19 protein-coding genes are annotated in these 22372 nt (G+C 66.4%); 3 read left to right on the forward strand and 16 right to left on the reverse strand.

All coding sequences use genetic code 11. From position 1 onward, the window contains the following. Nucleotides 1-24: 24 nt before the first annotated feature. The 6 genes from BME24068_RS20875 to BME24068_RS20900 all read right to left on the reverse strand — a co-directional run bounded on the left by BME24068_RS20875 (nucleotide 25) and on the right by BME24068_RS20900 (nucleotide 5885). Entirely contained in the window at nucleotides 25-750 is a 726-nt protein-coding gene (locus tag BME24068_RS20875) for an amino acid ABC transporter ATP-binding protein (protein WP_046544940.1), read from the reverse strand. Then, nucleotides 747-1424 carry a glutamate/aspartate ABC transporter permease GltK gene (gene gltK / locus BME24068_RS20880; RefSeq protein ID WP_096506358.1) on the reverse strand — a complete coding sequence of 226 codons (678 nt, stop codon included), beginning with the start codon at nucleotides 1422-1424 and terminating at the stop codon, nucleotides 747-749. The genes BME24068_RS20875 and gltK overlap by 4 nt, the downstream gene beginning before the upstream one ends. After that, nucleotides 1424-2164 (reverse strand): amino acid ABC transporter permease, encoded by a 741-nt coding sequence (locus tag BME24068_RS20885; RefSeq protein ID WP_174927221.1) that lies wholly within the window; start codon nucleotides 2162-2164, stop codon nucleotides 1424-1426. The genes gltK and BME24068_RS20885 overlap by 1 nt, the downstream gene beginning before the upstream one ends. A gap of 84 nt (nucleotides 2165-2248) precedes the next feature. After that, nucleotides 2249-3142, reverse strand: a complete 894-nt coding sequence (locus tag BME24068_RS20890; protein WP_162826220.1) for a glutamate/aspartate ABC transporter substrate-binding protein — start codon at nucleotides 3140-3142, stop codon at nucleotides 2249-2251. A gap of 241 nt (nucleotides 3143-3383) precedes the next feature. After that, the gene (locus BME24068_RS20895) at nucleotides 3384-4670 is read right to left on the reverse strand and encodes a Glu/Leu/Phe/Val family dehydrogenase (protein WP_174927222.1); all 1287 of its coding nucleotides are present in this window, start codon (nucleotides 4668-4670) and stop codon (nucleotides 3384-3386) included. A 261-nt stretch (nucleotides 4671-4931) separates the two neighbouring features. Then, on the reverse strand, nucleotides 4932-5885 hold the full coding sequence (locus BME24068_RS20900) for a LysR substrate-binding domain-containing protein (protein ID WP_174927223.1): 954 nt from the start codon (nucleotides 5883-5885) through the stop codon (nucleotides 4932-4934). 261 nt (nucleotides 5886-6146) lie between these two features. Between BME24068_RS20900 and purB the strand changes: the two genes are divergently transcribed. Then, complete coding sequence (purB, locus tag BME24068_RS20905) at nucleotides 6147-7535, forward strand: adenylosuccinate lyase (RefSeq protein ID WP_121858457.1); 1389 nt, start codon at nucleotides 6147-6149, stop codon at nucleotides 7533-7535. Between the two features lie 76 nt (nucleotides 7536-7611). On the opposite strand, the gene BME24068_RS20910 is transcribed toward purB, so the two are convergent. After that, a complete protein-coding gene (locus BME24068_RS20910) occupies nucleotides 7612-9033 on the reverse strand; it encodes an NAD(P)/FAD-dependent oxidoreductase (protein ID WP_174927224.1) in 1422 nt (473 codons plus the stop codon). Between the two features lie 272 nt (nucleotides 9034-9305). On the opposite strand from BME24068_RS20910, the gene BME24068_RS20915 reads away from it, so the two are divergent. Next, a complete protein-coding gene (locus tag BME24068_RS20915) occupies nucleotides 9306-9953 on the forward strand; it encodes a TetR/AcrR family transcriptional regulator (RefSeq protein WP_096506344.1) in 648 nt (215 codons plus the stop codon). A 75-nt stretch (nucleotides 9954-10028) separates the two neighbouring features. On the opposite strand, the gene BME24068_RS20920 is transcribed toward BME24068_RS20915, so the two are convergent. The 4 genes from BME24068_RS20920 to edd form a co-directional block, all read right to left on the reverse strand. Continuing rightward, on the reverse strand, nucleotides 10029-10532 hold the full coding sequence (locus BME24068_RS20920; RefSeq protein WP_096506342.1) for a gluconokinase: 504 nt from the start codon (nucleotides 10530-10532) through the stop codon (nucleotides 10029-10031). Between the two features lie 13 nt (nucleotides 10533-10545). Further along, nucleotides 10546-11907, reverse strand: coding sequence for a GntT/GntP/DsdX family permease (locus tag BME24068_RS20925; protein ID WP_096506399.1), 1362 nt, complete (start codon nucleotides 11905-11907; stop codon nucleotides 10546-10548). A gap of 220 nt (nucleotides 11908-12127) precedes the next feature. Beyond that, on the reverse strand, nucleotides 12128-12754 hold the full coding sequence (gene eda / locus BME24068_RS20930; protein WP_096506340.1) for a bifunctional 4-hydroxy-2-oxoglutarate aldolase/2-dehydro-3-deoxy-phosphogluconate aldolase: 627 nt from the start codon (nucleotides 12752-12754) through the stop codon (nucleotides 12128-12130). 19 nt (nucleotides 12755-12773) lie between these two features. After that, entirely contained in the window at nucleotides 12774-14630 is a 1857-nt protein-coding gene (gene edd, locus BME24068_RS20935) for a phosphogluconate dehydratase (RefSeq protein ID WP_174927225.1), read from the reverse strand. A gap of 293 nt (nucleotides 14631-14923) precedes the next feature. Here edd and BME24068_RS20940 point away from each other — a divergent pair, with 293 nt between their 5' ends. After that, nucleotides 14924-15772, forward strand: a complete 849-nt coding sequence (locus tag BME24068_RS20940) for a MurR/RpiR family transcriptional regulator (protein ID WP_174927226.1) — start codon at nucleotides 14924-14926, stop codon at nucleotides 15770-15772. 96 nt (nucleotides 15773-15868) lie between these two features. On the opposite strand, the gene BME24068_RS20945 is transcribed toward BME24068_RS20940, so the two are convergent. The 5 genes from BME24068_RS20945 to leuS form a co-directional block, all read right to left on the reverse strand. Then, nucleotides 15869-16291 carry a CopD family protein gene (locus tag BME24068_RS20945; RefSeq protein ID WP_096506334.1) on the reverse strand — a complete coding sequence of 141 codons (423 nt, stop codon included), beginning with the start codon at nucleotides 16289-16291 and terminating at the stop codon, nucleotides 15869-15871. A gap of 23 nt (nucleotides 16292-16314) precedes the next feature. Beyond that, the gene (locus BME24068_RS20950; RefSeq protein ID WP_096506332.1) at nucleotides 16315-17586 is read right to left on the reverse strand and encodes a glutamate-5-semialdehyde dehydrogenase; all 1272 of its coding nucleotides are present in this window, start codon (nucleotides 17584-17586) and stop codon (nucleotides 16315-16317) included. A 151-nt stretch (nucleotides 17587-17737) separates the two neighbouring features. Beyond that, complete coding sequence (gene holA / locus BME24068_RS20955; RefSeq protein ID WP_096506330.1) at nucleotides 17738-18832, reverse strand: DNA polymerase III subunit delta; 1095 nt, start codon at nucleotides 18830-18832, stop codon at nucleotides 17738-17740. Nucleotides 18833-18850: 18 nt separating this feature from the next. Beyond that, the gene (locus BME24068_RS20960) at nucleotides 18851-19402 is read right to left on the reverse strand and encodes an LPS-assembly lipoprotein LptE (RefSeq protein ID WP_096506328.1); all 552 of its coding nucleotides are present in this window, start codon (nucleotides 19400-19402) and stop codon (nucleotides 18851-18853) included. 38 nt (nucleotides 19403-19440) lie between these two features. After that, nucleotides 19441-22035 (reverse strand): leucine--tRNA ligase, encoded by a 2595-nt coding sequence (gene leuS / locus BME24068_RS20965; protein WP_174927227.1) that lies wholly within the window; start codon nucleotides 22033-22035, stop codon nucleotides 19441-19443. Nucleotides 22036-22372 lie beyond the last annotated feature (337 nt).

Below are 22372 nucleotides of genomic sequence, written 5' to 3' on the forward strand. Positions count from 1 at the left end.
CAGGCGCGCATGCGTTGCGAACGCTCAGTGCAGGATCTTCGCGAGGAAGTCCTTCGCGCGCTCCGACTTCGGATTCGAGAAGAAATCGTCCTTGCGGTCGTCCTCGACGATGGCGCCCTTGTCCATGAAGATCACGCGATGGGCGACCTTCTTCGCGAAGCCCATTTCGTGCGTGACGACCATCATCGTCATCCCTTCCTGCGCGAGCTCGACCATCACGTCGAGCACTTCGTTGATCATCTCGGGATCAAGCGCGGACGTCGGTTCGTCGAACAGCATCGCGATCGGGTCCATCGACAGCGCGCGCGCGATCGCGACCCGCTGCTGCTGGCCGCCCGACAGCTGGCCCGGGAACTTGTGCGCATGCGCCTTCAGGCCGACGCGGTCGAGCAGCTTCATGCCCTTCTCGTTCGCCTCGTCCTTGCCGCGGCCGAGCACCTTGATCTGCGCGAGCGTCAGGTTCTCGGTGATCGACAGGTGCGGGAACAGCTCGAAATGCTGGAACACCATCCCGACCTTCGAGCGCAGCTTCGACAGGTTCGTCTTCTTGTCGCCGACCGACTGGCCGTTCACGAGGATCTCGCCCTGCTGGAACGGCTCGAGGCCGTTCACGGTCTTGATCAGCGTCGACTTGCCCGAACCCGACGGACCGCACACGACGACCACCTCGCCTTTCTTCACCTCGGTCGTGCAGTCGGTGAGGACCTGAAACTGGCCGTACCACTTCGAAACGTTCTTGATGGAAATCATCTTGTGACCTTTTTCTGGAGACCCTTGACGAGAGCAGACGCCAACGAGCAAATCACGAAATAGCATGCGCCCGCGAACAGGACCATCTCGACGGTCGTGCCGTCGCGATCGCCGATGTTGGCGGCCGTGCGGAAGAAGTCCGCGAGACTGATCACGTACACGAGCGACGTATCCTGGAACAGGACGATCGCCTGCGTGAGCAGCAGCGGCACCATCGCGCGGAACGCCTGCGGCAGGATCACGAGGCGCATCGCCTGCGCGTAGTTCATGCCGAGCGCGAACGCGGCGTTCACCTGTCCGCGCGGCACCGCCTGGATGCCGGCACGGATGATCTCGGAATAATACGCGGCTTCGAACAGCGAGAACGCGACCATCGCCGAGGCAAGGCGGATATCGATCGTCGGCGACAACCCGAGCACGCCCTGCAGCAGTTGCGGCACGATCAGGAAGAACCACAGCAGCACCATCACGAGCGGGATCGAGCGGAACACCGTCACGTACGCTTTCGCGAACCACGCGAGCGGCTTCACGCCGGACAGCCGCATCAGCGCCAGCAGCGTGCCCCACACGATGCCGATGACGATCGCGATCAGCGTGATCTTGAACGTGACGATCGCACCCGACCACAGCGTCGGTATCGCGCCGGGAATACTACTCCAGTCGAACTGATGCATCACTTGCCTCCGATGTAGCCGGGCAGCCGCGTGCGGCCTTCGATCCAGCGCATGAACGCCATCACCACGAGGTTGATGAGCACGTACGCGAGCGTGACCGCGATGAACGACTCGTAGGTCTGCGCGGTGTAGTCGACGAGTTGGCGCGCCTGCGCGGACAGGTCGAGCAGGCCGATCGTCGACGCGACCGCCGAGTTCTTGAAGATGTTCAGGAACTCCGACGTGAGCGGCGGCACGATGATCCGGTACGCAACCGGCAGCAGCACGTAGCGATACGTCTGCCATTGCGTGAAGCCCATCGCGAGGCCGGCCGCGCGCTGGCCCTTCGGCAGCGCGTTGATGCCCGAGCGCACCTGTTCGCACACCCGCGCGCCCGTGAACAGGCCAAGACAGATGATCGATGCGGTGAAGAACTGCGTGCCCGGCGGCAATTGCTTGATCCAGGTGCCGATCGCGGTGGGCAGCAACTCGGGCACGACGAGATACCAGACGAAGAACTGCACGATCAGCGGGATGTTCCGGAAGATCGACACGTACACGGTGCCGATCGCGGCGAGCCATTTGTTCGGCACCGTGCGCAGCACGCCGAACAGCGAACCGACGATCAGCGCGATGACCCAGGCGGCGAGCGACACCTCGATCGTCACCCAGAAGCCGGACATCAGCCATCCGAAATAAGTCGTCGGCTCGCCGGTCGAGACGGGGCTCAGGAAGATGCCCCAGTTCCAGTGGTAAGACATGGGCAAGACTCCAGCAAAAAGAAACGGAAGAAGCGTGGCCTCTTCCGTTTCAGTAGCGTCATTTCTGCATCAACGGCCGCGTGGTCAGTCGAGCGCCTTGTCGTTCGGGTTCGCGTACAGCTTCTTCATCGAATCGGACAGCGGGAAGTTCAGGTTCAGCCCCTTCGGCGGGATCGGGCTTTCGAACCACTTCGCGTAGATCTTCGCGGCTTCGCCCGACTTCTCGACTTGCGAGATCGCGTCGTCGACGACCTTCTTGAAGTCCGCATCGCCCTTGCGCATCATGCAGCCGTACGCCTCTTCCGATTGCGGCGTGCCGACGATCACCCACTCGCCCGGCTGCTTCGCCTTCGCGCGCTCGCCCGCGAGCAGCGCGTCGTCCATCATGAACGCGACCGCGCGGCCCGATTCCAGCGTGTTGAACGAATCGCCGTGATCCTTCGCGCTGATGATGTTCATGCCCATCTGCTTTTCGTTGTTCATCTTGCGCAGCAGGCGCTCGGACGTCGTGCCGGCGGTGGTCACGACCGTCTTGCCCTTCAGGTCCGCGAAGTCCTTGACGCCCGAATCCTTCTTCGTCATCAGGCGCGTGCCGATCACGAAGATCGTGTCGGAGAACGCGGCCTGCTGCTGACGCTCGGCGTTGTTGGTCGTCGAGCCGCACTCGATGTCGACCGTGCCGTTCTGCACGAGCGGGATGCGGTTCTGCGACGTGACCGGGATGTTCTTGACCTGCAGGTTCGGCAGGTTCAGCTTCTTCTTCACCGCGTCCACGACCTTCATCTGGAATTCGCGCGAATAGCCGACGACCTGCTGGTTCTGGTCATAGTAAGAGAACGGAATCGACGATTCGCGATGCCCCAGCGAAATCACGCCCGTGTCCTTGATCTTCTTCAGCGTGCCGGTCTCCTGTGCATGCGCGCCGCTCGCGAACGCGCACAGCGCCGCGACCATCAGGACTGCCTTGTGGTATTTCATTTTGGTCATCTCCTTGGCTAAAACCCGCGCCAGTGTATCAAAGTAATATTTTTGAAAGAACTGGTTGTTTACCGCACTACGAATCGCCCTGTGCGAAGCCGTCCTCCCGGCTTCGGGCACCCCGAATGCGCACGCGGGCGGTGCCGGATTCGGCACCGCCCGCGAGGGCTCATGCACGCAACCGGGTGGATTGCGTCATGCTTTGATCGTAGTCAACCGATCGACGATCGGCAATGACGGATCAGGGGTACAGGCCGCGCATTTCGCGCGCCATCAGGATGCGCTTGCACGCGACGATGAACGCCGCCGTACGCACCGACACCTTGTGCTCTTCCGCGACCGCCCACACGCCGGCGAACGCTTCGCGCATCACGCGCTCGAGACGGTGGTTGATCTCGTCTTCCGTCCAGAAGAAGCTCGAGAAATCCTGCACCCATTCGAAGTACGACACGGTCACGCCGCCCGCGTTCGCGATCACGTCGGGGATCACCAGCACGCCGTTCGCGCCGAGGATGTCGTCGGCCGCCGTCGTCGTCGGGCCGTTCGCGCCTTCGACGATGATCTTCGTGCGGATCTTCGCCGCGTTCTTCTCGGTGATCTGGTTTTCCAGTGCCGCCGGGATCAGGATGTCGGTTTCGATCGTCCAGAATTCTTCGTTGGCCATCGGCTCGGCGCCTTCGAAGCCCGCGACGCCGCCCGTGCGTGCCACGTGGTCGAGCAGCTTGTTCGAATCAAGGCCGGCCGGCTGGTAGATCGTGCCCGTGTGATCCTGCACCGCGATCACCTTCGAACCCGCTTCCTGGAACAGCTTCGCCGCGATGCCGCCGACGTTGCCGAAGCCCTGCACCGCAATGCGCGCGCCTTCGATTTCGAGGCCCTTCTTCTTCGCCGCTTCGCAGCCGACGACGAACACGCCGCGGCCCGTCGCTTCCTTGCGGCCGAGCGAACCGCCGAGCGCGATCGGCTTGCCGGTCACGACGCCGGTCGACGTCTGGCCCTGGTTCATCGAGTACGTGTCCATCATCCACGCCATCACCTGTTCGTTGGTGTTGACGTCCGGTGCCGGAATGTCGGTGTTCGGGCCGATGATGATGCCGATTTCGCTGGTGTAGCGACGCGTCACGCGCTCGAGTTCACCGCGCGACAGCTTGCGCGGGTCGACGCGGATACCGCCCTTCGCACCGCCGTACGGCACGTTCACGGCCGCGTTCTTCACCGACATCCAGGCGGACAGCGCCATCACTTCCGACAGCGTCACGTCCTGGTGGTAGCGCACGCCGCCCTTGCCCGGACCGCGCGACACGTTGTGCTGCACGCGATAGCCTTCGAAGTGCGCGACGGTGCCGTTGTCGAGCTCGATGGGGCAGTCGACGATCAGGATGCGCTTCGGACGCTTCAGCGTTTCGAGCCAGCGCGACAGCGAACCGAGATACGGTGCGACGCGATCGACCTGCTGAAGGTAGTTGCCCCACGGGCCGAGATCGTCGGCGTGAAGGTAGGACGGGATGGACTGCAGTTGCGAAGACATGGACGCTCCAACGTTCAACGGATTGCGCACATTGTCGAAAAACCCGTTTTTTTTATCCAATGCCGTTTGCTTATTCGATTATGCGTTTCTTGCATGATCGCGATTTTTCGCAAATCTGCGGTCGATTTGCGCAAGAACGCACGCGATCGGTCGTGCATCGCGTGCGTGAAAAATCGTTCCGGGAATATGCGGAACGCCCGCCGGACAGCCGTCCGACAGGCGCCGCAAGGCGGTCGTCAGCGAATGTGCGGCCGGTTTCGGTCAATCCGCCGTTTCGCGCAGCTCGTCGCGCACGACGTCCCACAGCGCGCGCACGAGCTTCTGCCGCGGATCGTCGCCCTGCAGCGCGAGCTTGTCGCAGTACAGGCGGATCTCCATCGTCAGCGTGAACGGATGCGTGCCGCCGCGCGCGGCGCGGTCGAGCCGGATCAGGCGGCCGCCGGCCACCGCGTCCTCGACCGCGCTGTGCGGCAGGAACGCAACGCCGTGTCCCGCGAGCGCCATCGCCTTCAGTCCTTCGGCCATGTCGGTTTCGTACACGCGGTCGAGGAACAGCGACGTCGGTGCGTTCGCAACGATGACTTCGGTCATCCGGCCGAGATACGCGTTCGGCGTATACGACAGGTACGGCACGCGCGCATCGGCCGTGCCCGGCAGCGTGTAGCGCGGCCGGCCCGCGCGGCCCGGCGCCGAGAACGCGCTGATCGGCTCCGCGCCGAGCACCAGCATGTCGTAGCGGGCCGGATCGAGCGCGACCGGGTGGCTCGGGTGGTGATAGCCCATCACCAGATCGCAGCCGCCCTCGACGAGCGACAGCACCGCGTCGTGCACGTTCAGCGCGCGCAGCCGCGTGTGGACCTGCCCCATCTTCGCCTCGATCCGTTGCAGCCAGCGCGGGAAATACGTGAGCGACAACGTGTGCGGCACCGCGAACTCGATGGTCGGCACCGGCGCGCCGACGTGGCCGCGCAGCAGCGTGCGCGCCTCGTGCGCCTGCGACAGCATCGTCAGCGCCTGCTCGTAGAAGATCTGGCCGGCCTGCGTGAGCCGCGTCGGATAGACCGAACGATCGATCAGTTCGGTCGCGAGCCACGCCTCGAGCGCCTGGATGCGCCGCGAGAACGCGGGCTGCGACACGTGCCGCAGTTCGGCGGACCGGCTAAAGCTGCGCGTTTCCGCGAGCGAGACGAAGTCTTCGAGCCATTTCAGTTCCATGCAGGCGGGCGCGGCGGCGATCGGGAAGAAGCCTGCATTCTACCGGCGGGCGGGCCCGGCCGACGGCATCATCCATGCTCCGCCGCCCGCTACCGCATCGCCCGGCGACGCGCTGCGCCCGCCCGCCGGGGCGCCGTGCGCGCGCCGATCGCCCGTCGCGGCCGCGGCCGGCTCCGGTCGGCCGGGCTCGACCCGCGCCAATGGTAAAATACCGGATTCTCCTCCCCCTTCGTTCGCCCCGGCTCCAAGGCCCGCCCGATCATGTCCGACACTCGTCCCGATACGCTTTTCGCCCTCACCGCGCTCTCGCCCATCGATGGCCGCTACGCCAGCAAGACCGAAGCGCTGCGCGACTGGCTCTCCGAAGCCGCTTTCATGCGCCACCGCGTCACCGTCGAGGTGCACTGGCTGATCGCGCTGTCGCGCGCCGGCTTCGCGGAAGTCCCGCGCTTTTCCGACGCGTCCGAACAATTCCTGCTGCAGCTCGCCGAGCGCTTCACCGCGCACGACGCCGCGCGCATCAAGGAAATCGAGCGCGTGACGAACCACGACGTGAAGGCCGTCGAATACTGGCTGAAGGAATCGGTGAAGGGTCAGGCCGAACTCGAGAAGGCCAGCGAATTCATCCACTTCGCGTGCACGTCCGAAGACATCAACAACACGTCGCACGGGATGATGCTCGCCGGCGCGCGCGAGCACGTGATCGTGCCGGCGCTGCGCACGGTGCACCAGCGCCTCGTCGCGCTGTCGCACGCGCTGGCCGAACAGCCGATGCTGTCGCGCACGCACGGCCAGCCGGCCAGCCCGACGACGCTCGGCAAGGAACTCGCGAACGTCGCCGCGCGCCTCGCACGCGCGATCGCGCGCATCGAGAAGGTCGAGATCCTCGGCAAGATGAACGGCGCGGTCGGCAACTTCAACGCGCACCTGTCCGCCTATCCGGAATTCGACTGGGAAGCGTTCTCGCGCGACGTGATCGAAAACCGCCTGAAGCTCACGTTCAACCCGTACACGATCCAGATCGAGCCGCACGACTACATGGCCGAGCTGTTCGACGCGGTCGCTCGCGCGAACACGATCCTGCTCGACCTCGACCGCGACGTGTGGGGCTACATCTCGGTCGGCTACTTCAAGCAGAAGACGAAGGCCGGCGAAATCGGCTCGTCGACGATGCCGCACAAGGTCAACCCGATCGACTTCGAGAACTCGGAAGGCAACCTCGGCCTCGCGAACGCGACGCTGCGCCACCTCGCCGACAAGCTGCCGGTGTCGCGCTGGCAGCGCGACCTGACCGACTCGACGGTGCTGCGCAACATGGGCGTCGCGCTCGGCTACTCGCTGCTCGCATACGACTCGCTGATCCGCGGCCTCGACAAGCTCGAAGTGAACCCGCAGCGCCTGAACGACGATCTCGACAACTGCTGGGAAGTGCTCGCGGAGCCGGTGCAGACGGTGATGCGCCGCTACGGCATCGAGAACCCGTACGAGCAGCTGAAGGAACTGACGCGCGGCAAGGGCATCACGCGCGAAGCGCTGCAGGAATTCGTCGGCACGCTGGCGATCCCGCAGGATGCGAAAGACCGCCTGCTCGCGATGACGCCCGCGTCGTACATCGGCAAGGCTGTCGAACTCGCGAAGCGGATCGCGTAAGCGCCGCCGTCGCCGGACGGAAAAAAGCCCGATGCGAGCGATCGCATCGGGCTTTTTGTTGTCTGCCGCAGTCGGCTCAGAACGAGATCATCCGCCCCGGATTCAGCGCACTCATCACGCTCATCGCCGCCTTCGCGGCCGGAATCGCGATCGGCGACAGTTGCCGGCCGAGCGGAATCTCGCGATGGTCGATGCCCGTCAGCATCGAGAAGTCGTCGTTGCGTCCGACGAAATCGTCGCAGATCGCCTTGCCGATCCGCACCGTCTGCGCAACGCCGTGCCCGCTCCAGCCCTGCACCATGTACATCGGCACGCGGCCGTCGGTCTTGCGGCTGTCGGTCGCGCCGTTCAGCGTGAAGTCGCTGACGCCGCTCCAGCAGTAATCGAGCGCGAAGCGGCCGTCGTGCTGCGGAAACACCGTGTTCAGCCGCGTCAGCAGGTACGCGTTGACGTCGGGCTGCGCCCAGCACGTGCCGGTGCCTTGCCCGCCGAACAGCAGGCGGTTGCCGCGCACCGGCCGGTAGTAGTCGATCTGGAACTGCGTGTCGTACACCGGCATGCCGGCCGGCATCAGCGTCGCGACGTCGACGTCGAGCGGCGCCGTCACGCTCACGTACGTGAAGAACGGCACGGTGGTCGCGGCAGCGCCGTCGAGCAGCCGGAACGTCGTGTTGTGCAGCGCGAGCACGACACCCTTGCGGGCGGTGATCGTGCCGCCCGGCGTCGTCGCGACCACGCCCGCGGGCGTTTCGTCGAGTTCGAGCACCTCGGTGCCTTCGTACAGCGCGCCGCCGTTCAGCCGGAAGCCGTGCACGAGGCCGCGCACCAGCGCGAGCGGATGGAGCTGCCCGCCGATCGCGTCGATCGCCGCGCCGTGGTACAGCCCGGAGCGCACGTATTCGTCGTGCAGTTGATGGCGGCCGACGAGCGTCACGCCGGCGTCGCCGAGATGGCGGCGCGCGTCCGCGCCGTCGAGCAGCGCGCTCATGTGGCCCGGGTGAACTGCCGCCGTCACGTGGCCGCGGCGGCGATCGAGATCGAGCGCGTAGCGCGCGCCGATCGCATCGATCAGGTCCATCGACTCGGCCGATGCGAAGCGCCACAGCCGCTTGGCGTCGTCGTGCGACAGGTAATCGATCATGTCGGCCGCTTCCCAGCGCGCGAGGCCCGGCGTGAGCTGGCCGCCGTTGCGGCCCGACGCGGCCGATCCGACGTGGTGCTTGTCGACCAGGATCGTGTCGACGCCCGCTTCCGCGAGATGCAGCGCGGCCGATGCGCCGAGCAGCCCGGCGCCGATCACGAGCACGTCGCACACGGCGTCGTGCGCGAGCGGCGCGCTGTTTTCATGATGCGACAGCGACGCCTCGTACCAGTTGGCCGGCCGACCGCCGTCGTAGCGCGACGGATCGCACCAGTTCCAGTTGTCCTTCTCGATGTTCAGTTGCGTCTGGTCGAAACGCGATTCGCCCTGGATCAGGGGTGTGTTGCTGGAAGTCATGATTGCACTTGCATGGTCTTGGGCCGCCTGTCGAAGAGCCTCGTTGCTTCTGGGCTTCGCGGGTGGGGCAGCCGGTTCCACTTGGGTGTCAACGAGATAAAGGGCGCGATGGCCCGTGTTGACGGCAGGCACGCTCGTGTCTGCCTGGATCCCGGACCGTGCAAAGCACGCATTGAAAGGTGCCGGGACACCCAATTTCTACACCGCAGAAATAATTCTACAGCGTAGAATACGCTTTCGTCAAGATGACAGCCGCCCGCCTCGCCTTCCCCATGAAAGACAAACCCGCTCAAGGCCCGCGCGGCCTCGACAAGGACGCGATCGTCGCGGCCGCGCTCGCGCTGCTCGAAGAAGTCGGCGAAGCCGCATTCAGCGTGCGCAAGCTCGCGCAGTCGGTCGGCTGCGACCCGATGAGCGTGCTGTATCACTTCAAGTCAAAGGACGGCCTGAGCCGCGCGATCGCGAATGCGCTGTCGCGCTCGCTGGTGCCGGTCGACGATACGTTGCCGTGGCGCGAGCGGCTGCGCGATCTCGCGCGCCAGTACCGCGCGCTCGCGCTGCGCCACCCGGCCGCGTTCGCGCTGCTGCAGCGGCACATGAGCACCGGCCCGGCCGATCTCGCGCACATCGAGGCGGTGCATCGCGCACTCGTCGACGCCGGCATTGCGCGCACGGCGCTGCCGTCGGTATGCGTCGGCTGGTATGCGAGCGTGATCGGGCTCGCCGCCGCCGAGGCCGGCGGCCTCACGCGGCCCGCGAACGACGTCGAGCTCGCGGAGATGCATGCGCTGTCCGACGCCGAGCACCCGCTCGTCAAGTCGGCCGCGCCGCTGTATGCGCAGCTCGATCCGGCCGCCGTGCACGACACGATGCTCGACGTGCTGCTCGACGGCATCGCGCAACACGCCCGCGCAGCCTGAGCGGCGCGCTCGCCGCCAACGAAAAAGGCGCCCGGGGGCGCCTTTTCCAGTTATGACGCGTGCCGCGCACCGCGCTCAGTGCTGCTGCGCGAGGCCGATCTTCACCATCACTTCGTCGACGATCTGTTCGGGCGTCAATTCGATGCTGACCACGATCGCTTCGTCCTCGCCCGGCTCCTCGAGCGTGTCGAGCTGGCTTTTCAGCAGCGACGGATCGAAGAAATGGCCGGTGCGGGTCTTCAGGCGCTCGTGCAACACCTCGAACGAACCCTTCAGATACACGAACCGCACGTCGGTGTCGGTGCCGCGCAGCACGTCGCGGTACGAACGCTTCAGCGACGAGCACGTGAACACAGCCGTCTCGCCGGCATGCTGCTTTTCCTCGATGGCCGCGCGGATCGTGCGCAGCCACGGCCAGCGGTCGTCGTCGGTCAGCGGAATGCCGTGGTGCATCTTTTCCTTGTTCGCCGCGCTGTGAAACGCGTCGCCGTCGGTATAGCTGCACGCCAGGCGTTCCGCCAGCATTTCGCCGATTCGCGACTTGCCCGCACCCGACACGCCCATTGCGATCAGAATCATTGACTACCCCTTGTTACAGAACGATGCTCAGCAGCAGCGTGAAACCCAGACCCAGCAGGGAGATGATGGTTTCGAGCAACGACCAGGTCTTGAACGTCTGACCGACCGTCATCCCGAAGTATTCCTTGATCAGCCAGAAGCCGCCGTCGTTCACGTGCGAGAAGATCAGCGAGCCCGAGCCGGTGGCGAGCACCAGCAGCTCCGGGCTGACCGTCGTGCCGGCCGCGGCGGCGATCGGCGCGACGATGCCGCAGGCCGTCGTCATCGCGACCGTTGCCGAGCCCGTTGCGAGACGCATCAGCGCCGCGACGAACCAGCCCAGCAACAGCGGCGACAGGTGCGCGTGCTTCGCGGTCTCGACGATCTGCTGCGAGATCCCGCTGTCGCGCAGAACGCCGCCGAAGCCGCCGCCCGCGCCGACGATCAGCGTGATGCCGGCGATCGGCGCCAGACACTCGCCGCAGAACTTCTGGATCTGGTCGCGGTTGAAGCCTTGCAGCTTGCCGAACGTGAAGAAGCTCACCAGCACGGCGATCAGCAGCGCGACGTCGGAGTTGCCGGCAAAGCGCAGCAGGTTGTTCGGCAGCGACTTCGGCGCGAACACCAGGTCGGCCCAACTGCCGACGAGCATCAGCACGACGGGCAGCAGGATCGTGAACAGCGTGATGCCGAAGCCCGGCAGCTCGCGCGTGCGGCCGTTCGAGTGCGTATCGACGAACTGCGACGCGAGCGGGTTGTTTTCCGGCAGCTTCACGAACTTCGAGATCGTCAGCGCGAACAGCGGGCCCGCGATGATCGCGGTCGGCACGCCGACGATCAGGCCGAACGCGATCGTCTTGCCGATATCGGCGCCGTATTGCTGGACGGCCAGCAGCGCGGCCGGGTGCGGCGGGATCAGCCCGTGCACGACCGACAGGCCGGCCACCATCGGCAGGCCGACGACGAGCAGCGATTTGCCGGTGCGCTTCGCGACGTTGAACGCGATCGGGATCAGCAGCACGAAGCCGACTTCGAAGAACACCGGCAGGCCGACGATGATCGCGACGAACATCATCGCCCAGTGGATGTTCTTTTCACCGAACCAGTCGATCAGCGTGGTCGCGATCCGTTCGGCGCCGCCCGATTCGGCCATCATCTTGCCGAGCATCGTGCCGAGGCCGACGACGATCGCAATGTGGCCGAGCGTGCCGCCGGTGCCCGCTTCGAACGACTTGACGATCTTGTCCATCGGCATGCCGACGGCGAGACCCAGGCCAAGCGAAACGATGATCAGCACCAGGAACGGGTAGATCTTGAAGCGCGCGATCATCAGGATCAGCGCGGCGATCGCGATCAGCGTGAATACGAGCAGCATGCTGCCTTGGACAGCCCCCATGTGGCACTCCTCCTTGGATTGTTCGAACCGGGCGAGTTGTAGCGAGTATGCCCGGCTATGCAGGTCTCCGAAACACGGGGGGTACCCACCCCGTGAGGACGCTGAATTTTACTTATCTTTACGGCCCGCGGATAGAACCGGTTCCATCAGCAAAAACCCTCGGTAAAACAAGCACTAAGCGCCTGCTTACCGAGGGTTAAATCACCATTTCGTACAAGTCTTACCGGGGAAGCTGGCTCGCGGCTTGCGCGAGACGCGTGACTTCGGCCCAGTCCTGCGCGGCGAGCGCGGCCTTCGGCGTGAGCCACGAGCCGCCGACGCACACGACGTTCGGCAGCTTCAGGAAATTCGGCGCGCTCTCGACCGTGATGCCGCCCGTCGGGCAGAACTTCAGCGCCGGGAACGGACCGTGGAACGCCTGCAGCATCGGCACGCCGCCGGCTTGCTGCGCGGGGAAGAACTTGACGGTCTCGTAGCCGAATTCGAGCGCCTGGATGATGTCGCTCGGCGTCATCACGCCCGGCAGCAGCGGCAGGTCCGCGTCGAGCGACGCGAGGTGCAGGTCCTTCGTCAGGCCCGGCGACACGCCGAACTTCGCGCCCGCGCGCTTCGCCTGCGCGCAGTGCTCGGGCTTCGTGATCGTGCCGACGCCGACGACGATGTCGTCCGCGAGCTGGCTCGCGCGCTGGATCGCCTCCAGGCCCGCCGGCGTGCGCAGCGTGATCTCGAGCACCTTGACGCCGCCCGCGTGCAACGCGCGCGACACGTGTTCGCCCTGCTCGACCGAGTCGAATGCGAGCACCGGAATGACCGGGCCCAGCTTCACGATTTCAGCAATCGTCTTCATTGATTTGGCTCCTTGAAATTCATGCGGCGACGTGGACGGCCGTTTCGCCGACCAGCGTCCCGAAAACCGATGCGCCCTGCTCGGCCGGCGCGGCGGCCGCGCGGAACACGCCGAACAGTTCGCGCCCGAAACCCGTTTCGTTGTCGGCCTGGTGCAGCGGCTGCGCGACCGGGCGCGCCTGCCATTCGGCCGCGTCGATCTCGATGTCGAGCACGCCGGCGTCCGCGTCGATCACGAGCGTGTCGCCCGTCTTCACCTTGCCGAGCGGGCCGGCCAGCAACGCTTCCGGCGAGACGTGGATCACCGCCGGCACCTTGCCCGATGCCCCCGACATGCGGCCGTCGGTGACGAGCGCGACGTGGAAGCCCTGATCCTGCAGCACGCCGAGCAGCGGCGTCAAACGGTGCAGCTCGGGCATCCCGTTCGCGCGCGCGCCCTGGAAGCGCACTACCGCGACGAAGTCGCGCTTCAGCTCGCCGCGATCGAATGCCGCCTGCACGGCTTCCTGCGAATCGAACACGATCGCGCTCGCCGTCACCTTGCGGTGCTCGGGCGCGACCGCCGAAATCTTGATCACGCCGCGGCCGAGCCGGCCCTGCATCAGGCGCAGGCCGCCGTCCGGCTGGAACGGCTCGCGAATGCCGCGCAGCACCTTCGTGTCGTGGCTTTCGGCCGTGCCGTCGACCCACGTCAGCTTGCCGTCGATCAGCTTCGGCTCCTTCGTGTAGTGCGACAGCCCCTTGCCCGCGACCGTCGTCACGTCTTCGTGCAGCAGCCCGCCTTCGAGCAGGTTGCGCACCAGGAACGCGACGCCGCCCGCCGCGTGGAAGTGGTTCACGTCGGCCTTGCCGTTCGGGTAGATCTTCGCGAGCAGCGGCACGGCGGCCGACAGTTCATCGAAATCGTTCCAGTCGATCAGCACGCCGGCCGCGCGCGCGATCGCGACGAGGTGCAGCGTGTGGTTGGTCGACCCGCCCGTCGCGAGCAGCGCGACGATCCCGTTGACGATCGCCTTCTCGTCGACCACGTGGCCGATCGGCGTGTACTGGCCGCGCTCCACCGTCAGGTCGAGTACGCGGCGCGCGGCCTCGGCGGTGAGCGCGGTACGCAGCGGCGTATGCGGATGAACGAATGCCGAGCCCGGCAGGTGCAGGCCCATCAGTTCCATCAGCATCTGGTTGCTGTTCGCGGTGCCGTAGAACGTGCAGGTGCCGTGGCCGTGATACGCGGCCGATTCGGCTTCGAGCAGCGCGTCGCGGCCCACCTGGCCGGTCGCGAACTGCTGGCGGATCTTCGCCTTGTCGTCGTTCGACAGGCCGCTCGTCATCGGGCCGGCCGGCACGAAGATCGTCGGCAGGTGGCCGAACTGCAGCGCGCCGATCAGCAGGCCCGGCACGATCTTGTCGCAGATGCCGAGGCAGAGCGCCGCGTCGAACATGTTGTGCGTGAGCGCGATCGCCGTGCCCATCGCGATCGCCTCGCGCGAGAACAGCGACAGCTCCATCCCGGGGTTGCCCTGCGTGACGCCGTCGCACATCGCCGGCACGCCGCCGGCGAACTGCGCAACGCCGCCGTGCTCGCGCGCGGCGGCCTTGATGATGTCGGGGAAATCCTTGTACGGCGCGTGCGCGGACAGCATCTCGTTGTACGAGGACACGATGCCGATGTTCGGCTCGCGAATCGCCTTGATCTGGAACTTGTCGCTGCCCTCGAGACCCGCGAAGCCGTGCGCGAGATTCGCGCACGACAGCGCGCCGCGCGCCGGAAACTTGCCTTGCGCGCCGTCGATGCGCTGCAGATAGGCGGAACGGGTCGATTGGCTGCGGGCGATCACGCGTTCGGTGACTTTCGCCAGAGTGGGGTGCAGCGACGTCATGCTGGGCGCTCCTGTATGCCGGACGACACCGGCGGTTGGAATCGTGGGGACGATCGAGTACGTCGAACGAACGAAGCCAGTCTAGTAGAAAAACTACAAGCACGCAATGCGGATCGACACGCGCGCAACCCTTATTCCCGCTACCAGCTAGGCTTTACCTAGTGAAAACCCTAATTCACCTCGCCACGCGCCGGGAGAAAGACCGACGAAAGAGCTGGTCTTTTCTTGTAGATTTTCTACAATTCGATTGCGATACACTCGCTCATCCGAACCCGATTTTCATCTGCCGTCCCATGCTGCCCCGCATTGAAGCGATCCGCGCCGAGTTGCGCCCGTCCGAGCGCAAGCTCGCCGACTACATCCTCGCCGCCCCGCGCGAGGTGCTCGACCTCGCGATGACCGAGCTGTCGACCCGCGCGGGCGTCAGCCAGCCGACCATCGCGCGCTTTTGCCAGGCGCTCGGCTGCAGCGGCTTTCGCGAATTCAAGATCCGGCTCGCGCAGAGCGTCGCGCCCGGCGTGTCGTCGGTGTATCGCGACGTCGAGCCCGACGAACCGGCGCCCGGCATCATCGGCAAGGTGTTCGACCGCACGATCGGCGCGCTGATCGAGGTGCGCAACAGCCTGTCGGCCGGCAGCGTCGCCGACGCGATCTCGCTGCTGTCGAACGCGTCGCGCATCGAGTTCTACGGTGCCGGCGGCTCGGGCATCGCCGCGCAGGACATCCAGCACAAGTTCTTCCGGCTCGGCGTGCCGAGCGTCGCGTATTCGGACCCGCACACGTTCTCGATGTCGTCGGCGCTGCTCGGGCCGCACGACGTCGTCGTCGCGATCTCGAACACCGGCCGCACGCGCGACATCGTCGATGCCGCGCGCTCCGCGCTCGCATGCGGCGCGAAGGTCATCGCGATCACGCAAAGCCATTCGCCGCTCGCGAAGCTCGCGACGGTGAGCCTCGCGTCGAACGTCGCCGAGGAAACCGACGTGTTCTCGCCGATGACGTCGCGGATGTCGCATCTCGCGATCGGCGACATCCTCGCGGTCGGCGTCGCGCTGTCGCGCGGGCCCGCGCTGATGGAGCGGGTCGGCCGCGCGAAGGAAGCGATCACGCGCCGCCGGATCGACGACCCGGCCAAGGAGTGAACGCGCACGACGCGCAAACGAAAAATGGCGCCCCGAGGAGCGCCATTTTTGCGTATCGCGCGCCGGCCGGAGGGGCGGCGACACCGTGCAGCGAAATCAGAACGGCTTGATCACGACCAGCGCGACCGCCGCGAGCATGCCGAGCACCGGCAGTTCGTTGAACACGCGATACCACTTGTCGGTGCGGGTGTTCTCGCCGCGCTCGAACACCCGCAACAAGTGCCCGCAATACGCGTGGTAAATCACCAGCAACAGCACCACCGTCACCTTCGCGTGAATCCAGCCCTGCCCCTGGCCGATGCCGATCGCGAGCCAGAGCCACAGCCCGCACGCCAGCGCCGGCACCGCGATGAACGTCATGAAGCGGAACAGCTTGCGCGCCATCAGCAGCAAACGCCGCACCGCGGCCGGATCGGTTTCCATCGCGAGATTCACGTAGATGCGCGGCAGGTAGAACAGCCCCGCGAACCACGCGGCGATCAGAACGATATGGAACGTCTTGACCCAGAGCATTGCCATCGGTTGTGCGCCTCGCTTTACGGTTACTGGCGGCCTTCGCCGTGCCCGAGCACGACGTACTTCAGCGACGTCAGCCCTTCCAGGCCGACGGGGCCGCGTGCGTGCAGCTTGTCGTTCGAAATGCCGATTTCCGCGCCGAGGCCGAATTCGAAGCCGTCCGCGAAGCGCGTCGACGCGTTGACCATCACGCTCGCCGAATCGACTTCGCGCAGGAAGCGCATCGCGCGGTCGTGATCCTCGGTGACGATCGCATCCGTGTGGTGCGAGCCGTAATGGTTGATGTGCTCGATCGCCGCGTCGAGGCCGTCGACGACCTTGATCGCGAGCACCGGCGCGAGATATTCGGTGTGCCAGTCTTCTTCGGTCGCATCGACGAGCGGGCCAACGCCGGCATCGGCGAGCACCGCGCGCGCGGCCGCATCGACGCGCAGTTCGACCTGCTTGTCGCGATACAGCTTGCCGAGCGGCGGCAGCAGCGTTGCCGCGATGCCGCTCGAAACGAGCAGTGTCTCCATCGTGTTGCAGGTGCCGTAGCGATGCGTCTTCGCGTTGTCGCACACCGTCAGCGCCTTCGCGAGATCGGCGCGATCGTCGACATACACGTGGCAGATGCCGTCGAGGTGCTTGATCATCGGCACGCGCGCCTCGTTGATCAGGCGCTCGATCAGGCTCTTGCCGCCGCGCGGCACGATCACGTCGACGTATTCGGTCATCGTGATCAGCTTGCCGACCGCCGCGCGATCGGCGGTCGCGACCACTTGCACCGCGTCCTGCGGCAGGCCCGCCGCTTCGAGCCCTTCGCCGATCAGCTTCGCGAGCGCCGCGTTCGACTCGAGCGCTTCGGAGCCGCCGCGCAGGATCGTCGCGTTGCCCGACTTCAGGCACAGCGCGGCCGCATCGATCGTCACGTTCGGGCGCGACTCGTAGATGATGCCGATCACGCCGAGCGGCACGCGCATCTGGCCGACCTGGATCCCGCTCGGGCGGTACTTGAGGTTGCCGATCTCGCCGATCGGATCGGCCAGCGACGCGACCTGGCGCAGGCCTTCGACCATCGTGTTCAGCGCCTTGTCCGACAGCGTGAGGCGATCGATGAACGCCGCATCGAGCCCCTTTTCACGCGCGCGAGCGACGTCGCGTGCATTCGCATCCTTCAGCGCCTGCGCATCGCGCTCGATCGCGCGGGCCACGGCGTCGAGCGCCGCGTTCTTCGCGGCCGTGCTGGCGCGCGCCATCGCGCGGGAAGCGTGCCGGGCACGGCGGCCCAGATCCGTCATGTACTGGTCGATATCCATCGTGTGACTCGAGAAGCGAGCCGCTTGGCGCGGCATGAATTCGGGGAAAGCGTGCAGCGCGGCAGCAGGAAAGGCCGCGCCGGCTATCGAAATATTGTAAGCGGGTTGCGCTGCGGGCGCTGACGGCCCGCCGAGGCCAAGGGTCTAGACCCTAGCGCCGCACGCGACCCGCGGTCGGCGGTCGCTCGCCGCGCTCGCCGGCCACCGTCATCGCGAGCTGGAACAGGCCATCCCACGGGTCAGGCGGCGGATCGTCCTGCGTGCGGCGGCCCGGCGCGATGGCCGACAGCCCCTTGACCTGCCGGTCGAGCTTCGCGGCAAACGCGAGCGCCTTCTCGAGCACGCCTTCCGACACCCGGTTCAACGCGGGGGCGATCAGCCGCTCGCGCGGGCCCCACACGCGGTTCTCGCGCAGCAGCGTGGCCAGCGGCTTGCCGGCCGTCGCGCCGCGCTTGATCCGCAGCAGCGTGCGCAACTCCTCGACGACGGCCCACATCACGAGCACGATCGCCTCGCCCTCGCCTTTCAGCCCGTCGATCATCCGCGCGAGCCGCGCGGCGTCGCCGGCGAGCATCGCTTCGTTCAGTTTGAAGACGTCGTAGCGCGCGACGTTCAGCACCGCGTCGTGCACCTGTTCGAACGCCAGCACGCCCTGCGGATACAGCAGCCCGAGCTTCTGGATTTCCTGGTGCGCGGCGAGCAGGTTGCCCTCGACGCGCTCCGCGATGAACTGCAGCGCGCGCCGGCCGTCGTCGCCGGGAGCGACGCGCTGCCCCTGCATCGACAGGCGCTGGCCGATCCAGTTCGGCAGTTGCGCGCGGTCGACCGGATCGATCTTCAGCGCGACGCCGCCGTTCTGCAGCGCGGTGAACCAGGCGGATTTCTGCGTTGCCGCGTCGAGCCGCGGCAACGTGACGAGCATCAGCGCGTCGGGGTTGGGCGTCGCCGCGAGCGTCTTCAGCGCATCGGCGCCTTCCTTGCCCGGCTTGCCCGACGGAATGCGCAGCTCGATCAGCTGACGCTCGCCGAACAGCGACATCGCCTGGGTCGCGCCGAGCAGCACGCTCCAATCGAAGCCGCGCTCGACCGTATGCACCGAACGCTCGGTGAAGCCGGCCGCGCGCGCGGCCGCACGAATGCGGTCGCACGCTTCCTGCACGAGCAGCGGCTCGTCGCCATACACGGTATAGAGCCCGGCCATCCCCTTCGCGAGGTGCGGCTCCAGCGCATCAAGTCGCAATTGCATCGGTACGTGCGCCGGCGATCAGAGCGGCGGCGGCGGCAGCGGCGCCCCCGGCGCCACGCCCGGCACCACGTCCTGCGGCGCCGGCGTCAGCGAATGGACGATCGCGAGACGCCGCATCAACTGGTCGACGGCATCGTTCTGCATGTCCGCGTACAGGATGTCGGCTTCCTGCGCCTTCGCGTTCGTGTACTGGTCGCTGTACGTCATCGCGCGGTTCAGCGCGATCGCGCTCGCCGGGATCAGCACGGTGCCGTCCTTGCTCGTCAGCGTGTAGTTCAGCGTGTAGTACAGCGCATATTCCTGCGCGGAACCGTACTTGTTGAGCGTCAGCGTGTTCTGCCCGCGCGACTCCCACATGCGCAGCACGGCGTCGGCGTCGTCCGCCGACTTGACGATCTTCGTGTCGCTGCCGGCCTCGACGAGACGCGTGAGCCGCGCGCCGACGGCCGCCGGCGCGCCGGCGACCAGCAGCCGCTTGAACGCGTAGTCCTGCTGGCCGCGCAACTGGAAGCCGCATGCCGACAGCGCGACCGCGCTGCCGACGAGCACCAAAAACGATCTGCGGATCACCTTCGCTCCTTCTGTGTGCGCCCGACGGCCAGCGGCCGTCAGACGACGATGTTCACGAGACGGCCCGGCACGACGACGATCTTCTTCGCCGGCTTGCCGTCGCTGAACTTCGCGAACGCTTCGTCGGCCACCGCCGCGGCTTCGATCGCCTCGCGGCTTGCGTCCTTCGCGACCTTCAGCGCGCCGCGCACCTTGCCGTTCACCTGCAGCACGAGTTCGATCTCGGCCTGCTCGAGCGCGGCTTCGTCGACCTTCGGCCACGGTGCGTCGAGCAGCGGGCCGAATTCGTCCGCGTAACCGAGCGCCTTCCACAGCTCGAACGTGACGTGGGGCACGACAGGGTACAGCACGCGCAGCAGCACGCCGTACGTCTCGCGCAGCACGGCGGGCGTCGCGCCCTTCGCGCCGTCGATCGCGTTCAGCATCTTCATCGCGGCCGACACGACCGTGTTGTACTGCAGACGCTGGTAGTCGAAATCGGCCTGCTTCAGCACGCTGTAGATCTCGCGGCGCAGCGCCTTGTCGGCGTCGCCGAGCGCCGCCGCGTCGAAACCGGCGCGCACGGCGAGCGCGTCACGGTTGCCCGCGCCGAAGCTCCACACGCGGCGCAGGAAGCGGCTCGCGCCTTCGACGCCCGCTCCCGACCACTCGAGCTGCTGCTCGGGCGGCGCGGCGAACATCGTGAACAGGCGCGCGGTATCGGCGCCGTACTGGTCGATCAGCACCTGCGGATCGACGCCGTTGTTCTTCGACTTCGACATCTTCTCGATGCCGCCGAGCACGACCGGCTGGCCGTCCGCGTTCAGCGTCGCGCCGACCGGGCGGCCCTTGTCGTCGTGCGTGACCGTCACGTCGGCCGGGTTGTACCAGGTCTTCTTGCCCGCCGCGTCTTCGCGGTAGTACGTTTCGTTGAGCACCATCCCCTGCGTGAGCAGGTTCTTCGCCGGCTCGCCGAACTTCACGAGGCCGAGGTCGCGCATCACCTTGGTCCAGAAGCGCGAATACAGCAGGTGCAGGATCGCGTGCTCGATGCCGCCGATGTACTGATCCATCGGCATCCAGTAGTCGGTGCGCGCGTCGACCATCGTGTCGGCGTCCGGCGCCGTGTAGCGCGAGAAGTACCACGACGAATCGACGAAGGTGTCCATCGTGTCGGTTTCGCGCTTCGCGGCCGCGCCGCACTTCGGGCACGCGCAGTTCAGGAACGCTTCGGACTTCGCGAGCGGATTGCCCGAGCCGTCCGGCACGAGGTCTTCCGGCAGCACGACCGGCAGGTCCTGCTCCGGCACCGGCACGTCGCCGCACGACGGGCAGTGGATGATCGGGATCGGCGTGCCCCAGTAGCGCTGGCGCGACACGCCCCAGTCGCGCAGGCGCCACGTGACCTGCTTGTCGCCGAAGCCGCCGGCCTTCAGGTCGGCCGCGACCGCGTCGACCGCATCCGCATAGCGCAGGCCGTCGTACTTGCCGCTGTTCACGCAGACCGCGGTTTCCTTGTCGCCGTACCACTCCTGCCATGCGTCGAGCGAGTAAGCCTGGCCTTCGCTCGAAATCACCTGCTTGATCGGCAGGTCGTATTTCTTCGCGAACGCGAAATCGCGCTCGTCGTGGCCCGGCACGCCCATCACCGCGCCTTCGCCGTAGCTCATCAGCACGTAGTTGCCGATCCAGACCTCGACCGGCTCGCCCGTCAGCGGATGCGACACCGCGAAGCCCGTCGCGACGCCCTTCTTCTCCATCGTCGCGACGTCGGCCTCGGCGACACCGCCGCGCTTGCATTCGTCGATGAACGCCTGCAGTTCCGGCTTGCCCTGCGCGAGGCGCGTGGCGAGCGGATGCTCGGCCGCGATCGCGCAGAACGTGACGCCCATGATCGTGTCGGCACGCGTCGTGAACACACGCAGCAGCGTCTTTTCGCCGTCGAGTTCGTACGGGAAGCCAAAGTTCACGCCGAAGCTCTTGCCGATCCAGTTCTGCTGCATGATCTTCACGCGCTCGGGCCAGCCGAGGCCTTCGAGGTCGTTCAGCAGCTCATCCGCGTACTGCGTGATGCGCAGGTAGTACATCGGGATCTCGCGCTTCTCGACGAGCGCGCCCGAGCGCCAGCCGCGGCCGTCGATCACCTGTTCGTTCGCGAGCACGGTCTGGTCGACCGGGTCCCAGTTCACGGTGCCCGTCTTCTTGTACGCGATGCCCTTCTCGAGCATCTTCAGGAACAGCCACTGGTTCCACTTGTAGTAGTCGGGCTTGCACGTCGCGATTTCGCGCGACCAGTCGATCGCGAGACCCATCGACTGCATCTGGCCCTTCATGTAGTCGATGTTGTCGTAGGTCCACTTCGCGGGCGGCACGCCGTTCGCCATCGCGGCGTTCTCGGCCGGCATCCCGAACGCGTCCCAGCCCATCGGCATCAGCGTGTTGTAGCCGTTCATCCGCAGATAGCGGTACATCACGTCGTTGATCGTGTAGTTGCGCACGTGACCCATGTGCAGCTTGCCGGACGGGTACGGCAGCATCGACACGCAATAGAACTTCGGCTTCTGCGAGTCTTCCTTCGTCTTGTAGGCATCGGCTGCGCGCCAGTCGCCCTGGGCGGCGGCTTCGACGTCGGCGGGTACGTATCTCTCGTGCATGGTGTGGTTCGGACTAGGCTTTAAGCGGCGCGCCACGGGGCGGGCACGCGGAAGTGGACGAAAATCGGGCAGCCCGGCGGCGCGGGCAGGCTCCCGGTTCCCGGGCCTGCCTCATGGTCCGGATATTCGCCGGGTAACCCGGAAGGTCTCCAGCGGAGGGGCTCCAGGTTACCCGGCGAAACCCTGCCGACCGGGCGGAAACGACGATTATACCGTCCGTGGCGGGCGGCACGGCCGGTCTCGCGGGCCGGCACGCATTCCGGCCTGCGCCGGACGCGCAGGCGGCCGGCCGGTCAGCGTTTCGCGCCCGCTGCGGCCGGCGCGGCGGCGCCCGCCG

This window comes from Burkholderia anthina (assembly GCF_902498995.1).
Classification (GTDB): Bacteria; Pseudomonadota; Gammaproteobacteria; order Burkholderiales; family Burkholderiaceae; genus Burkholderia; species Burkholderia anthina.